The organism is Cupriavidus sp. FW305-26 (assembly GCF_058787975.1).
In genome coordinates this window covers 185,541-199,586 of record NZ_JBYTAH010000001.1, presented here as the reverse complement: position 1 = coordinate 199,586, position 14,046 = coordinate 185,541, and the positions used below count along the sequence as shown (strand labels likewise).

The following is a 14,046-nucleotide window of genomic DNA, read 5'->3' as shown; positions in this document are numbered from 1 at the left end:
AACCTATCCGGCCAGACAACAGGAGACATGAATGGCGCCCTTGCTATTCAAAGTGGAAGACCGCCCCCCTCGGCTGACGACGTTTTTGCTTGCGCTCCAGCATCTGCTGGCCGCCCTGGGCGGCATCATTGCGGTGCCGCTGGTCATTGGCGGTGCGCTGAAGCTGCCGCCGGACCAGGTCATCGCCCTGGTGAATGCGGCCCTGCTTGGCTCGGGCATCGTCACCATCATCCAGTGCAAGGGCATTGGCCCGGTGGGCATCCGCATGCCATGCGTGATGGGCACCAGCTTCGCCTTTGTCGGCGCGGCCATCAGCGTGGGCGTCGAACACGGCGTAGCTGGCATCCTGGGCTCGGCGCTGGCGGGTTCGCTGGTGATGATCCTGGGCAGCTTCTTCATGCCGGCGATCCGCAAGCTGTTTCCGCATACCGTCACCAGCGTGGTAGTCACCATGATCGGCCTGTCGCTGATTCCGGTGGCCATCGACTGGGCCGCAGGCGGCCAGGGCAGCAGCCGCTATGGCGCACCCGGCAACCTGGCGATTGCCGTCGCGGTGCTGGCGCTGGTGGTCGCGGTGGTGCAGTGGGGCAAGGGCATGCTGTCGGCCTCGGCCATTGTGGTCGGCATTGCCGGCGGCTACCTGCTCTGCCTGGCGCTGGGCCTGGTCGACTTCACCCAGTTTCACCAGGCGCCGATCATCGCGGTGCCGCAGCCGCTGCACTTCGGGATGTCGTTCCCAATCTCCGGCATCGTCGCCATGTCGATCGCTTTCCTGGTGACCATCGTCGAATCCACGGGCACGTTCATGGCACTGGGCGCGGCCACGCAGCGGCCGATTTCCGGTAAATGCCTGTCGCGCGGCATCCTGTGCGATGGCTTTGGCTCGGCCTTTGCGGCACTGGTGTCGAGCCCGCCGCTGTCCACCTTTGCGCAGAACGTCGGCGTGGTTTCGCTGACCGGCGTGGCCAGCCGCCATGTGGTCGCGCTGACCGGCGTCATGCTGCTGCTGGCGGGGCTGTTCCCGGTGCTGGGCGCGCTGGTGGTGACGATTCCGCAGCCGGTGCTGGGCGGCGCCGGCCTGATGATGTTCGCGATGATCGTGTCGGGCGGGATCCAGATGCTCAGCACCGTCAAGTTCACGCAGCGCAATACCCTGATCGTGGCCGTGTCGATCGGCTGCGGCCTGGCGGTGACGTTCCGCCCGGAACTGCTGTCCAAGCTGCCTGCCTTCGTCCATGAAGTGTTTGGCTCCGGCATCACGGTGGGCTCGCTGTCGGCGGTGATCCTCAACCTGCTGCTGCCCGGCGGCAAGGACGAGCCTGCCGAACAAGCCGGCCACGGCACCGTCGGCGAGGCTGCCTGAGCAGCCTGCCTTGAAGCCCGCGGGCGCGCGCTAGCGTGCGCCGCCTCGCGCGGCCGCCCCGCCCCCTGGCGCGGGCGCCTTCAGCAGCGGGTAGGGATTGATCGCCCCGCCCGCGGTGTAGACGCCATAGTGCAGGTGGGGCGGCGTGCCCCGCGCATTGCCGCTTGTGCCGACATAGCCCAGCACCGTGCCGGGCACAATCACGTCGCCGGCACGCACGCCGGCGTAGTCGTCAAGATGGGCGTAGTAATGCAGCTGGCGCCCGGGCCCCATCACCCACACCACCTTACCGCCCAGCTTGTTGGTGCCCACGCGCGTGACAATGCCCTCGGTAGCCGACACCACCGGGCGGCCGCGCGGCGCAAAGATATCGATGCCCTCATGCTTGCGTCCGCCGGAGCGCGCGCCGTGCCAGGTATCGCGCAGCGCGCCCGGGACAATGCCCTGGACCGGCACCGGCAATGCCACCGGCGCGGGGCGGACCGAGAGCCGGGCCACGTAGATTGCGCGTTCGAGTGGCGGCCGCAACCAGGGCCAGGCGAGCCAGATCAGGCCGATGCTCACCACCAGCCAGATCAGGCCGGCGAAAGCGCGGGGACGGGAAGACAGAGGGGAGGCATGCATATGCCTTCGACGGCAGCCAGCCCCGCAAATTCCCCGTCAGGCGGGCCTGCGCGCCACATCAAACGGCCCCGGCACCACTTTCGAAAGCACTCTCCGGCCGAACCATACGGGCTGGCGCCGGTCATACCCTGACTGTTTTCACTGCAATGAGGAGAAGCAATGGATTGTCCGGTGTGCCCGCAAACGCAACTCGTGATGTCCGAACGCCAGGGCATCGAGATCGATTACTGCCCGAAATGCCGCGGTGTCTGGCTGGACCGGGGCGAACTCGACAAGATCCTTGAGCGCTCCGTGGCAACCGCCCCGGCACAGCAGGCGGCGCCGATGCAGCAAATGCCGCAGCAAACCCCGCCCCCGCGACAGGAATACCAGCGCGGCCATGGCGACCGCGACCGGTACTATGAGCGCGAGCAGAAGCACTATAAGAAGAAGAGCATCTGGCACGAACTGTTCGACTGAAGCCGGATTGCTAGTGCCACTGGTTCCAGCACAACGTTTGTGTGCTCGCTCTCCCGCTTGCGGGAGAGCAACCGTGTCAAGTCGGCATGCTGTCGAGCAATTCGACCTTGTTCTTCCACACGTCGCTGGTGCGCAGCTTGTGCGTCATGTCGATGTCGTGAGACTTAATGCGGGCGTCCAACCACGCTATATGCTCCTTCAAACTCTTAAGTGCGACTGGCGGGGCAGTGGCAACCCATGCCTTCTCCTGCGCGCGCATCGCCACCAGTTGGCTGCGTCTATCCAGTAGATCGGCAAACTCGCGCTGCGCCTCGTCGGGCAGCGGCCGCGCCGGCGGGCGAATCTGCAGGGCGAAGCGTGCCAGTACCATCGCATCAAGCCGATCGGTCTTGGCCAGGATCCCGCAGGCCGAAGGCCCGGCTTGATGTCGTTTCTAGCTAAACCACCCCTCACCCCGGCCCTCTCCCCATGAGGGGAGAGGGAGAACACCTTGCTTAGGCTAGTTCGGGCGGCTTTGGCGCACCCAAAACCGTTGGCTTGCTGTCTGGGTGCTCCCAGCCCTCACGCCGCCTTGCGCCGGCGCCGCGAAGCTTCCGCGGCAGCATCGCGCAACTCAGGCGGCAAGGCACGCAATTCCACGGTGAAGAAGGCACGCTCGGCCGGCCGCAGCGCCGGCAACTGGGCGGCCAGCCGCTCCACCGCGGCACACGCTATGGCGGTAGCGCCTTGCTCGTGGGTGAGGTACCAGGCCGATTCGAGCAGCAGGTTGGCCAGCTGCAACGGCCCCAGCCTGACGTGGCCGGCGTCATGGTCTTCCAGCGCGAACGCAGCCACGGCGGACCAGCGCACGAAGCCCTTGGCCGGTGCGAACGGCGCGTGGAACGGCCGCAGTGCGTCGACAGCGTCGGCAACGGACAGCGGGCGCTGGCGGCGGAACGCGGCCATGCTGTCGTTGGCCCTGGCTGGCCGGTCGGACGGCGGGGTATCGGGCCCGCAGCTGCCGCGTGCGATGCGCAACAGGAAGATTGCGTTCCACGCCGTGCCACCGCCCACGCCGAACCGGTCGCAGATCCACTCCGACAAGCCCAGCCAGCGCATCGCCTGCCGCTGCACCGCGCTGGCGGACAAGGTGCGCGCGGCATCGACCAGGCCGTGCTGCCAGAACAGCCACAGGCACAGGCCGATATTGGCCGCGGCATGCTGCACGGCGTCGACGGAATCCGCCTCGTAGGCGGCCTGCAGCGCACCGGCGAAGGTATCCAGCGCCAGCTGCGTGGCCCGCGCCGTGCCGGCATGACCGGCGCGCATGGCATCGGCCTTGTGCAGCAGCGCTTCGAGGTTCAGCACTTCAAAGCGCACGCGCGGGTTGTAGCGCACCACCAGGCGCAGTTCCGGATCGGACTGCAGCCCTTCCAGGCCGGCACGCGCGCCGTCGCTGTCACCGCGGGTATAGCGTTCCCAGGCCCGCACGATATGCGCCATGGCGCAGAACGCGGGCGTCGCTGCGCCGGCCTCAGCCGCCTGCACCAGGCGGTCGACACGCCTGAGTGCCGCCCGGCTCTGATCGAGGCGGCCGCAGCGCCGCCACGCCAGGCTTTCCTTGAGCAATGACAGTGCTTGCTGGAATCCGTCGCCGGCACTGCGGCCTGCCGCGCGGAAGGACTCGGCCACGGCCGAGCCGTGCATGCCCGCGTGGCCGTCCTGCGCGCCGCGCATGGCCTGGGTCAGCTCGCTCCAGAAGGCCATGTCGCGCATCACGTAGCCGACGCCGTCCGGCTGGCCCGCCGGCGCCGCTTGCGGCCCCGTGGGAAAGCCAAGGCGGCGGGCCAGCGCGGCCGGGCCCAGCGTGCGCCCGTCCGCCACAAAGCGCAGGTGGCGCGCGCACGCTGCCGTGATCCAGAACGGCCCGCGGCTGCGCTGCGCCGGATTGGCCGCGGCCGGGTCGCGCTGGCGGTCGGCCCCCCATCCGACCACCACCTGCCAGCGCGCAAAGTCCGCGAACGCGCGCGACACCAGCATGCGCAGGTTGGCCGCCGTCGGGAAGGCGCTGCGCACCACCGCCGCGGTGACACCGCCCTCCCCGGTGCGATGCGCATGCCAGATGCGCGCCAGCAGCCAGACCGACTGGTAGCGCGCGGGTTGGCCGTCGACCCGGTACGGGGCCGACACGTCGATATGGATCGGAGCAGGCGTGGCTGGCATCAGGTAGGCAGGGATCGAGTGAAAACCGCTGGTGGCGCCCGTCATGTTACGCAAGTTACAGCCAACGCGGTTGGCCTTATCCGGACGCTCTCCTATGCTGCGCACCACGGTCCGGGCCCGGATTGCCATCCCCTCAACTCTTCTGCAAAGCCATGAACAAACATCTTGCTCGTCTGCTGACACCGATGGCGATCGGCTTCGGCCTGCTCGCCTCCACCCTGCCCGCCCTGGCGGCACCGAAAGAAGTCCCGCTGGATGCCGCGGCGCTGTTCCGCCAGGCCGATGCCACCGGCACCATGGTGATCTACGACCTGCGGCGCGACCGCATGCTGACCTACAACAAGCCGCGTGCGGCCACGCAGTACTCGCCGGCGTCGACCTTCAAGATCCTGAACTCGATGATCGGCCTGGAGAGCGGTGCCGTGGCCGACGTCGACCATGACAAGCTGCCGTGGGACGGCAAGGTCTGGCTGGTCGGCGGCAAGGTTGTCCTGCCCGACGCCTGCAACGCTGACGTGCCGCTGCGCGTCGCCTTCCCGAATTCGTGCGTGCCGGCCTACCAGGCGCTGGCGCGGCGGGTTGGCAGCGCGGCCTACCAGCGCTACCTGACCGCATCGCACTATGGCAATGCCAACAGCTCCGGCCAGGTCGACCGCTTCTGGCTGAACGGCACGCTGCAGATCTCCGCCTACCAGCAGATCGACTTCCTGAAGGGCGTGGTACAGCGCACGCTGCCGTTCTCCCCGACCACCTTCAAGGCCGTGGACGACATCACTGTGATGGAGCGCACCGCCGGCTACACCCTGCACGCCAAGACCGGGTGGGCCGATTCGGCCAAGCCCGCAGTGGGCTGGCTGGTGGGCTGGGTTGAGCGTGGCGACGACGACTACCTGTTTGCGCTCAATCTCGACATGGTGCAGCCCGAACACGCCAAGGCGCGCATGGAGATTGCGCGCGCGGCGCTGCGGCAGGCGGGGGCGTTGCCGGATTGACGCAGCCGAAGGCGCCCGCCGCACGTGCGGCCGCCTGCAGTGACTGCCCTCGGATATTCACACAGGCAATTTCTCCCCCGTATTTCAGATCCGTCTGATTTACCTGCCGACCCCGGATCGATAGCTTTGGCCGGCCGGCATTTCCCACCGCGTCGCCCGACGCAACCATTCCGTAGTGGGATCTGCCCGACGCCCATATGCAACGGGACAGCTAGACCTTTCCCACAATCCGGAGGTGAAATCCAATGAGAAAAATGGCAATGCCGGCAGCCCTGCTGTCGGCCATCGCGCTGCTGGCCGCCTGTGGCGGCGGCGGGGACGACGCAACGACCACACCGGCGGCACAAACGCCACCGTCCGAAAATAATCCGGCACCGGCACCGGCGCCTGCACCAAAGCCTGAGCCCTCGCCCGAAGCAGCACCGCAACCTGCACCCACTGGCGAGCTGCCGCCGAGCCTGAGCGCACCGCAACCGGGCTCGACGGCAGCGGTCGGCAATGGCAGCGAAGGTCTCTGGGTCGGCCTCATGAACGCCACGCTGGTCGACAACAGCGGAAAGTTCGTGCACGCGAGACTGACGGGCGTGCTGGCAGGCGCGTTCCAGTTTTCTGGCTCGGCCTGGACGCTGGGCCCCGGCACGCTGTACGAAACCGGCTTTGCCTACCCGGCCACCGGGGCCGGCACCATTACCCCGGGGCAGCGCTTTGACGGCAATTTCGTCGCCACGCCAAGCAACCCTATCAATTTGCTATCCGGTACCTATGATCCGTCCAACGCGCTAGCCGTGGACCAGGCTGCCATCGCCGGCAACTGGAAGCAAGACGGCTTTGCCATGCAGATCGATGACGCGGGCAACGTCACCGGTACCTATACCAGCGGCACCCGCATTTGCGACCTGCAGGGCACGGCAACGCTTGCCACCCCGGGATCGGCCAAGAACCTGTATGCGGTCAGGATCGTTGCCGAAAACTCCACGCAGCCGGGCAGCACCGGCTGCGCGCTGTCGACCGGCGTGCCGCACAACGGCTTTGCCGCGATCCGCCTGATGCCGGCCGACGGCAGCATCATCGTGAGCAGCAGCACGCGCTATGCACGCACGCTGGTGATGGCCGCCAGCACCGGGACCGGCGGGTACTTCACCATGCAGATGTCCAAACAATAAGCCCGCCCCCCGCAACGCCCCCGGGCGGTCCTCCTGCGGGCGGACCGCCGCTACCTTCTTCCTTCCGAGCCATGGCAGTGGCTTCCCGATCACCTGACACCCAGGCGGCGCATCCGCCCTCCGGGTTTCCCCGCGGTTGAGTTCTGCGCACCCATATCATTTAATTCAACATGAATTAATTAATAGCGGACGGAGACAAGATGACCGCATCCAAAGCGGGCCGTGGCGTGAATTCCGCCAGCCTGCGCCTGTACAACGAACGCGCGCTGCTGCTGGCGCTGCGCCGTGCCGGCGAGGCCTCCAAGGCTGACCTGGCGCGCATGGCGCAGCTGACCAATACGGCGGTGGGGAGCATCGTGCAGACCCTGTCCGAGGAAGGTCTGGTCGAACAGTCCGGGCGCCGCACGGAAGGCCAGCGCGGCCAGCCGGCCAGCCTGATCCGGCTGCAGCCCAAGGGCGCCTTCGGCATTGGCGTACGGCTGGACCGCGGCAGCATCGAGGTGGTGATGGTGGACTTTGCCGGCCATATCCTGGCCAGCCGCGCCCACCAGCTGGTCCTGCCCCACCCTGACCAGGCGCTGGAAATGGTGCGGCACGATATTGCCGAGCTGCGCGCCCTGCTCACCCCCGCCGAACAGAAGCGCCTGCTGGGCATCGGCGTGGCGCAGCCCTATAACCTGGGTGCCTGGCTGCGCGAGCTGGACGTGCAGGGCGAAGCCTTCCAGGCAAGCTTCCGCGCCTGGGACCAGGCTGACTTCCCGGCAATGCTCAACGCCGCCACCGGCTTGCCGGTCTTCGGCGAGAACGACGGCACCGCCGCCGCGGTGGCCGAACTGTTCTACGGGCGCCACCATGCCCGGCATTTCCTCTATGTCTTCCTTGGCCCCGCCATCGGCGGCGGCGTGGTGCTCAATGGCGACTGCGTGCGCGGTGTCTCCGGCAATGCCGGCGATATCGCGATGATGCCGGTGCCGCCCAGCACCCTGCCCTCCGCGCCGGTTGCCACCGGCACCGGCAAGCGGCGCGACATCCTGATCTCGCGCGCGTCGCTCAACGCCCTGACCCGCCACCTGCGCCACCACGGCGTGGTGGTCAACGGCCATGCCGACCTGCAGCGCCAGGTCGAGCTGGGCCACCCCGCGGTCGAGGAATGGATTGCCGACTGCGTCGATGCGCTGGCGCCGGCGCTGCAGTCCGCCCTCGCCGTGCTCGACGTGCCGCTGGTGATCTTCGATGCCGATATCGACGGCGGCCTGGTCGCCACGCTGATTGCGCGCCTGCAGCAGGTGCTGGATGAAAGCGCCCCCGAAGCCCGCGCGCCCGCCACCGTGGTGCGCGGCTGCTTTGGCGCCAACGCCGGCGCGGTGGGTGCCGCGTCGCTGCCGATGTTCATGAACTTCTCGCCGCGCGCCGAACTGCTACGGGGCGCGTCTGCCATCGTTCCGGAGGCCGGCCATGCCATTGTCTGAAGCACCGCGTACCTCGCCCATGGCAGCGCACCTGCATGGCGGCCATGCGGGCCCAGCGCCGCTGCTTGAACTGCGCAATATCTCCAAGACCTTCCCCGGCGTGAAGGCGCTCAGCAACATGGAGCTGACCGTCTACGCCGGCGAAGTCCATGCCCTGATGGGCGAGAATGGCGCCGGCAAATCCACGCTGATGAAGATCCTGTCCGGCGCCTACATCGCCGACCCGGGCGGCGAGTGCCGCATCGCCGGCAAGCCGGTGGCCATCGACGGCCCGGCCACGGCGCGCGCCCACGGCGTGGCCGTGATCTACCAGGAGCTGAGCCTGGCGCCCAACCTGAGCGTGGCCGAGAACATCTACCTGGGCCGCCACCTGCACCACCGCGGCATGGTCAACCGCGCCGCCATGGCGCGCGCCTGCGAGGCCACGCTGGCCCGGCTGGGCGCGGACTTCACGCCGCAGACGCCGGTGCATACGCTGTCGATCGCGCAGCGCCAGCTGGTGGAGATCGCGCGCGCGGTGCATTTCGAGACCCGCATCCTGGTGATGGACGAGCCCACCACGCCGCTGTCCACCCGCGAGACCGACCGCCTGTTCGCCCTGATCCGCCAGCTGCGCGCCGAAGGCATGGCCATCATCTATATCAGCCACCGCATGGCGGAAATCGATGAGCTGGCCGACCGCTGTGGGGGGGTGAGTGGTTTGGCACAAAACAAAAACGGCCCGAAAAGTCGAAAAAGCCAATAGACACAAGGATTTGCAGCCGAAACCGGCTTCCGGGCAATTTGGCACAAAATCGGCAGAATCGAGCCATTCATAGGCGCAGATTGCGCGCGCTTTGGCACAGGACCACTCACCTTTCGCATCACTCCCCCGGCTTTCTGTCCATTACCGCACGATAGAGCTTCCCGACCTCGTCATTCGACAGGTCGATCATGGACACCTTCCCGAATACCTTGCGCATGTAGTTGAGCCGCCAGCGGTCGCACCGCAGCTCCTTGCACCGTGCGTGAATCGCCTGGATGCGGCGATCGCGCCAGCCCGGCGACTTTGTTGCGCCAGGCATGCCCTCCAGCCTCGCACGCCAACGCACCAGATATGTCTCGGCGCGATCGAACAGATCCGCGGAGATCTCGGCGTAGGAATTGACGTCCATATGGGCGTTAAGCTTGCGCATGACCATGGCTGGCGTCACGTGGTGCTCGTCCAGAACCCTTGCCACGCCTACGATCTGGTCCCGCAGATCAAGAAGCCGGCGCTTCTGCACAGCGTCTAGGACGCCATTGCCCGTCTGCACGACGGTGACCTTTGGGCGAACGTTGTAGACGTTGTGTACGTTTCCGTTGCCCACAAAGACAGTGCCACCACTGACGGTGACATTCGGTATGACCTGCCTTGGCGACTCTTCGTGCGCCGACCCTGGATTTTCCCCGACCAGTCTGGCCCAGGCGTCGGCGAACCGGCGCCCTTTTTCTTCGACTACCACCTGCAATACCTCCTGAGCGGCCGAAGTCAGGAGCATGGCACCTTCCACCGGCCGCACTATGGAAGGGCCAGTTGTTGTTCTTGTTATCGACTGCTGTTGAGCCGGCATTAACCGGTCCCGATGATGCTGAAAACGTCAGGCGACCAGCCTCAGAATTCGCTCGACGCTAGGCCCTTCGGCTCTGCCAGTCTCGACGATGTAGTCGTAAAGCAGCGCGGCCAGCTCGGCTTTCTTCTTTGAACTCACGCGCTTACCGGTTGCTGCGATTTTCTCCTCAAGCCTATCTAGGACGACCTCGAGCAGTTCGACATCCAGGGGGCTCGGTGGGATATGGGCGCCAGCGCGGGCATCGCTCAGAAGCATTTCACCTTCCCCGGAGAGCAGCCAGTCCACGCTGATCCCAAGGGAATACATGCTCGCAAGGATCTGTCCACCTGGCACACTTTTTCCAGCCTCGTTGGCCTGTAATCCTGTCTTGGAGGCACCGATACGGTCAGCCAAAGCCTGCTGAGACAAGTGAAGCGCCATCCGCGCCTGCTTCAGGCGCGCGCCTACCGCGACCGGGTCAGTTCGCGTCGCACTATCGCTCATGTCGTCATCCCCCGTAGTGCGACACGTTTGTCGCACTTTCGCCTCGTTGTCGCACTTCCGGAAATCTCCTTTTCATTCAAGGAGATATGAAATATTCGGCCGGCCGACTCAAAAAAACCAAGTGCGACACGTTTAGTGGTGTTGAATGGCACTAAATTTAGTGTTATGTTTGACCCCATGGACACGTTAAACACCTCAAAAAAACCAGCCCTCGCTGACCGCGAGGACTGGCATCGGGTCGATATCAAAGCCGCTCTGGAGAAGGCAGGGTACTCCTTGCGCCAACTCAGCCTGCAGCAGGGTTATGCCCCCGGCTCACTCAAGGCCACGTTGGACAAGCCCTGGCCCTGCGCCGAGCGACTCATCGCCGCTGCAATCGGCGTACCCCCCTCCGAAATCTGGCCCAGCCGCTACGACGCCAACGGCAATCCCAAGAGCGGCCGGAATCAACGCGGCCTTGGCCGCTGGTCTACCCGTAAGTCTATCAGCGCACTTAACCATCGCAATGTTGAAAGCGCGGTGGCGGCTTAACCACGTCCCGTCCCAAGGATTTGACATATGAAACGGCGAGCAAATCAGGCGAAGGCGAGCAATCAGCTGGAGCTGTCCTTCTATGAAGTCCCCCCGCAACCCAAGAACGAGGCAGGCAGCTTGGATATTGCAATGAACATCCGCGAGGCCCTGGTCGACACCCTGGCTGGCGCGGCCGGCCGCGGTATGGATCGGCATGACGTGGCGGCACAGATCTCCCGGCTTGCCCACTACGACATCAGCAAAAACATGCTGGATCGTTACTGCGCGCCGAGCGCCGAAGGCTGGCGTTTCCCTGCGGAGGCAATTCCGGCTCTGGTGGTGGCCACCGGCGACTACCGTCTTCTGGAGATTCTGGCCGCCGCTTGCGGCTGCAAGGTCTACCGCGGCCAGGAAGCCATGCTGGCGGAGATCGGCGCACTGACGCTCCAGGAGCGCACGGTTAAGGACCGGCTGGCGGAGCTACGTCGTACGGTTCCGAAGTCGGTGCTGGATCGCCTGATTGACGAAGAAGTGAAGCGCCAGGGGAGCCGTCAATGAAGCTGAGCATCCGTCAGATTGCGTCGGCATTAGGCGTGACCACTGAAGCTGTGGGAAGGCGATCAAGGCAAAGTCGCTGGCCATTCGTAACTGAGCCAGTCCGCGGTGGCCAGCGCAAGGTATTTAGCCTTGCAGACCTCCCAGCAGACATTCAGGAGGCGATCCGGCGCCAGGCTTCGGGCAGCGATCGCACTCATCAGCGCCCCGACTCTCAATCAGTATCACCCCAAACTGCTGGGCTTAACACCCTTGTGGAACTGCTCGTGGAGCGAGTTGCGGACCGAGTCGTGGAGAAGATCGTCGCTCGATTTGCAGAAATGGCATTGAAGCAGCGCGGGGACCAGGCATGAATGTCTGCTTTGACCAAATCGCTGCTGCGCTGGACATTTCCAAGCGGTCTGCGGAACGCCTTGCGATGCGGGATGGCTGGCCATTCAGCTTGCAGACGGTTCGCGGGGGCCATCAAAAGGTCTTCTCCGTTGCTGTCCTGCCTGCCGAAATCCGGCGAAAGATTGAGCGACGCTTGGACATCGATGCGCGTGCGGATGCTGCTGCGGTTGTAGACGCTGTAGTTGCCCATGTCCGCCAAACGGCTGCCGAGAAGGCCGAGCAGCGCCGCCTGCAGGGCGAGGCCAACCTCAAGAAGCTCCTGGACAGCATGTCGGAGGGTGTTAAGTCCCGCCTGGACGCCCGCTTCGCGGTCGTCCGCAGCTGGGAACAATGGTTCGCCGCGGCCCAGCCGATGACCCGCTCAGTCAGCTGGGAGGCCTATGCGCAGGCCTACAACGCCGGTGAGCTGCCGGTTGCCCACGAAGTCATCGTCGTCTTTCCGAAGGTGTCTGCCCGCTCGGTCCAGCGCTGGGTGCTGGACTTCGAGCGCGACGGCATGGCCGGTCTCATTGATGAGAACGACGGGCGTCTTCGCAAGGATGTCAACGTGTTCACCACCCAGCCGATGCTGGAGAAGGTGACGATCGCGCTGCTGATCGAGCGCCCGCACCTGGGTGTGCAGAACCTGCTGGACCTGATCGAAGCGTCCGCCAAGGATCCGAAGACCAGCGCGCTGCTGTTTAACGTGCCGACGTACCACCAGGCGTATCGCTTCCTGAAAGCCTGGAAGGCGAAGAATGCCGAGCTTTTCGTCGCGGCCACGAACCCCGACGAGTGGAAGAACACCAAGATGGTCGCGTTTGGCGACGCCTCGGCTGGCATCGTGCGCCTTAACCAGCGCTGGGAAATGGATGCCACGCCGGCAGACTGGATGCTGACCGACGACGACGGCCGTCAGCGCCGCTATAGCGCCTCGGTGGTCATCGACGTGTTCAGCCGCCGCATGATCGTCGTGCTGTCACCGACCCCGAAGACCGAGACGCACAAGTTCGCGCTGCGCCTGGCGCTGTTGGCCTGGGGCGTGCCGGAGGAGATCGTCACTGACAACGGTAAGGACTACCAGAGCGCCGACTTCCAGGAGACGCTGCGCCAGTTGCAGATCCGGCACGTCACCACCAATCCGTTCTCGCCCTGGGAAAAGCCCCATGTCGAGCGGGGCATACAGACCCTGCTGCACTCCAACCTGGAGGCGCTCTCTAACTTCGTCGGCCACAACGTGGCTGAGCGGTCCGCCATCGAGGCCCGCCGGACTTTCGCCGACCGCCTGTTCAAGAAGGACCAGGTCGTCGAGCTGGCACTGCCTGCGGCAAAGCTGCAGGCGCTGATTAACGATTGGCTGGCTGGCACCTATGAGCATCGGGAGCACGGCGGGCTGGAGGCTACGCCGTTCGCGGTCGCCGCATCGTATCGCGGTGAGATCCGCCGCATCGCCGACCTGCGCGCCCTGGACATCCTGCTGGCCCAGCCGGCCGGCAAGGGCACTTATGTCGTCACGAAGAAGGGTCTGACGATCGAGGGCGCCAACTATATCGCCCCCGAGCTGGCGCTGTATGTCGGCCGGGACGTCGCCGTCCGTCAGGGCGAAGACCTGGGCGAGCTGGTGGTCTACCACGACGGCGAATTCGTCTGTGTCGCAGTCTGCCCGGAGCGCACCGGCGTGTCCCGCAAGGAGATCGCCGCCCACGCTCGCGAGCTGCAACGCGCCAACGTTCAGGAGCAGCGCAAGGCCGCGAAGGCGGTCAAGGTCAACCCCGACCAGGCGTTGGAATCCCTGCTGCGCACCCGCGCGGAAGCCGCCGGCAAGCTGGCCACGCTGCCCAACCCGACGGTCGTGCACGAAACCAGTGCGCTGGCCGCAGCGGGCGCCGCGCACCGCGCGCTGTCCGGCCGAACCATCGCCGCGGCGGTCCCGGCCGACCTGCAACGAATCCTCGACGGCCGGAAGCGGGCCGAATCCACCCCGGCGGACGTGCCGCCGCCGGCCACCAACGTCCACGCCATCCCGGAGACCGCGCAGCTGCGCTTCCGGAAGTGGCTGGAGCTGGACCAAATCGTCGCCAACGGAGGAGCGATCGATGATCCACGCCTGATTCGCTGGTACGGCACGTACCCGCAGACGCCTGAGCATGCGTCCATGAAAAAACGCCACCTGGAAGCAACCCAGGCGGCGTCGTCCAACGGTGCCGGCACGGTAGCAGCCGTCCGGCACGCCTTCCTGTAACCCCAAAAAGGCAAATT

At 65.8% G+C, this 14,046-nt stretch carries 14 protein-coding genes and 1 pseudogene; 10 read left to right on the top strand and 5 right to left on the bottom strand.

All coding sequences use genetic code 11. From position 1 onward, the window contains the following. Positions 1–31: 31 nt before the first annotated feature. The gene (locus AC3WQZ_RS00960; RefSeq protein WP_010814475.1) at positions 32–1,363 is read left to right on the top strand and encodes a nucleobase:cation symporter-2 family protein; all 1,332 of its coding nucleotides are present in this window, start codon (positions 32–34) and stop codon (positions 1,361–1,363) included. 30 nt (positions 1,364–1,393) lie between these two features. Here AC3WQZ_RS00960 and AC3WQZ_RS00955 read toward each other — a convergent pair whose 3' ends face one another. Then, a complete protein-coding gene (locus AC3WQZ_RS00955; protein ID WP_492299828.1) occupies positions 1,394–1,987 on the bottom strand; it encodes a M23 family metallopeptidase in 594 nt (197 codons plus the stop codon). Positions 1,988–2,146: 159 nt separating this feature from the next. On the opposite strand from AC3WQZ_RS00955, the gene AC3WQZ_RS00950 reads away from it, so the two are divergent. After that, complete coding sequence (locus AC3WQZ_RS00950; RefSeq protein WP_010814477.1) at positions 2,147–2,446, top strand: TFIIB-type zinc ribbon-containing protein; 300 nt, start codon at positions 2,147–2,149, stop codon at positions 2,444–2,446. 76 nt (positions 2,447–2,522) lie between these two features. Here the strand turns inward: AC3WQZ_RS00950 and AC3WQZ_RS00945 are convergent, their stop codons facing one another. Continuing rightward, positions 2,523–2,843, bottom strand: a complete 321-nt coding sequence (locus AC3WQZ_RS00945; protein ID WP_492296263.1) for an IS110 family transposase — start codon at positions 2,841–2,843, stop codon at positions 2,523–2,525. Positions 2,844–3,007: 164 nt separating this feature from the next. Beyond that, the gene (locus tag AC3WQZ_RS00940; RefSeq protein WP_492299923.1) at positions 3,008–4,648 is read right to left on the bottom strand and encodes a hypothetical protein; all 1,641 of its coding nucleotides are present in this window, start codon (positions 4,646–4,648) and stop codon (positions 3,008–3,010) included. A gap of 152 nt (positions 4,649–4,800) precedes the next feature. On the opposite strand from AC3WQZ_RS00940, the gene blaOXA reads away from it, so the two are divergent. The 4 genes and pseudogenes from blaOXA to AC3WQZ_RS00920 all read left to right on the top strand — a co-directional run. Further along, positions 4,801–5,640 carry an OXA-1206 family carbapenem-hydrolyzing class D beta-lactamase gene (blaOXA, locus tag AC3WQZ_RS00935; protein ID WP_492299826.1) on the top strand — a complete coding sequence of 280 codons (840 nt, stop codon included), beginning with the start codon at positions 4,801–4,803 and terminating at the stop codon, positions 5,638–5,640. Between the two features lie 245 nt (positions 5,641–5,885). Then, positions 5,886–6,803, top strand: a complete 918-nt coding sequence (locus AC3WQZ_RS00930; protein WP_492299824.1) for a hypothetical protein — start codon at positions 5,886–5,888, stop codon at positions 6,801–6,803. A 200-nt stretch (positions 6,804–7,003) separates the two neighbouring features. Next, complete coding sequence (locus AC3WQZ_RS00925; RefSeq protein WP_454750053.1) at positions 7,004–8,272, top strand: ROK family protein; 1,269 nt, start codon at positions 7,004–7,006, stop codon at positions 8,270–8,272. 19 nt (positions 8,273–8,291) lie between these two features. Further along, positions 8,292–8,954: pseudogene (locus AC3WQZ_RS00920) on the top strand (ATP-binding cassette domain-containing protein); the annotation flags it as partial. 181 nt (positions 8,955–9,135) lie between these two features. Here the strand turns inward: AC3WQZ_RS00920 and AC3WQZ_RS00915 are convergent. After that, positions 9,136–9,792: a hypothetical protein gene (locus tag AC3WQZ_RS00915; protein ID WP_492299823.1), complete on the bottom strand. Its 657-nt coding sequence runs from the start codon at positions 9,790–9,792 to the stop codon at positions 9,136–9,138. 99 nt (positions 9,793–9,891) lie between these two features. Continuing rightward, complete coding sequence (locus tag AC3WQZ_RS00910) at positions 9,892–10,347, bottom strand: helix-turn-helix domain-containing protein (RefSeq protein WP_492299821.1); 456 nt, start codon at positions 10,345–10,347, stop codon at positions 9,892–9,894. A gap of 177 nt (positions 10,348–10,524) precedes the next feature. Between AC3WQZ_RS00910 and AC3WQZ_RS00905 the strand changes: the two genes are divergently transcribed. The 4 genes from AC3WQZ_RS00905 to AC3WQZ_RS00890 are packed head-to-tail and all read left to right on the top strand — an operon-like array spanning position 10,525 to position 14,029. Then, on the top strand, positions 10,525–10,878 hold the full coding sequence (locus tag AC3WQZ_RS00905; RefSeq protein WP_492299819.1) for a helix-turn-helix domain-containing protein: 354 nt from the start codon (positions 10,525–10,527) through the stop codon (positions 10,876–10,878). A 27-nt stretch (positions 10,879–10,905) separates the two neighbouring features. Further along, positions 10,906–11,418, top strand: a complete 513-nt coding sequence (locus AC3WQZ_RS00900) for a hypothetical protein (protein WP_492299817.1) — start codon at positions 10,906–10,908, stop codon at positions 11,416–11,418. Then, positions 11,415–11,768, top strand: a complete 354-nt coding sequence (locus AC3WQZ_RS00895) for a hypothetical protein (protein WP_492299816.1) — start codon at positions 11,415–11,417, stop codon at positions 11,766–11,768. The genes AC3WQZ_RS00900 and AC3WQZ_RS00895 overlap by 4 nt, the downstream gene beginning before the upstream one ends. Then, positions 11,765–14,029 (top strand): TnsB C-terminal domain-containing protein, encoded by a 2,265-nt coding sequence (locus tag AC3WQZ_RS00890; protein ID WP_492299815.1) that lies wholly within the window; start codon positions 11,765–11,767, stop codon positions 14,027–14,029. Before AC3WQZ_RS00895 ends, AC3WQZ_RS00890 begins: the two co-directional genes overlap by 4 nt. Positions 14,030–14,046: the final 17 nt, after the last annotated feature.

Bases quoted from the DNA above. Each gene is read 5' to 3' on its own strand.
- AC3WQZ_RS00955 (WP_492299828.1), bottom strand. From the start codon at position 1,987: ATGCATGCCTCCCCTCTGTCTTCCCGTCCCCGCGCTTTCGCCGGCCTG.
- AC3WQZ_RS00895 (WP_492299816.1), top strand. From the start codon at position 11,415: ATGAAGCTGAGCATCCGTCAGATTGCGTCGGCATTAGGCGTGACCACT.
- AC3WQZ_RS00950 (WP_010814477.1), top strand. From the start codon at position 2,147: ATGGATTGTCCGGTGTGCCCGCAAACGCAACTCGTGATGTCCGAACGC.
- AC3WQZ_RS00940 (WP_492299923.1), bottom strand. From the start codon at position 4,648: ATGCCAGCCACGCCTGCTCCGATCCATATCGACGTGTCGGCCCCGTAC.
- AC3WQZ_RS00890 (WP_492299815.1), top strand. From the start codon at position 11,765: ATGAATGTCTGCTTTGACCAAATCGCTGCTGCGCTGGACATTTCCAAG.
- AC3WQZ_RS00930 (WP_492299824.1), top strand. From the start codon at position 5,886: ATGAGAAAAATGGCAATGCCGGCAGCCCTGCTGTCGGCCATCGCGCTG.
- AC3WQZ_RS00905 (WP_492299819.1), top strand. From the start codon at position 10,525: ATGGACACGTTAAACACCTCAAAAAAACCAGCCCTCGCTGACCGCGAG.
- AC3WQZ_RS00960 (WP_010814475.1), top strand. From the start codon at position 32: ATGGCGCCCTTGCTATTCAAAGTGGAAGACCGCCCCCCTCGGCTGACG.
- AC3WQZ_RS00925 (WP_454750053.1), top strand. From the start codon at position 7,004: ATGACCGCATCCAAAGCGGGCCGTGGCGTGAATTCCGCCAGCCTGCGC.
- AC3WQZ_RS00900 (WP_492299817.1), top strand. From the start codon at position 10,906: ATGAAACGGCGAGCAAATCAGGCGAAGGCGAGCAATCAGCTGGAGCTG.
- AC3WQZ_RS00910 (WP_492299821.1), bottom strand. From the start codon at position 10,347: ATGAGCGATAGTGCGACGCGAACTGACCCGGTCGCGGTAGGCGCGCGC.
- AC3WQZ_RS00915 (WP_492299823.1), bottom strand. From the start codon at position 9,792: ATGCTCCTGACTTCGGCCGCTCAGGAGGTATTGCAGGTGGTAGTCGAA.
- blaOXA (WP_492299826.1), top strand. From the start codon at position 4,801: ATGAACAAACATCTTGCTCGTCTGCTGACACCGATGGCGATCGGCTTC.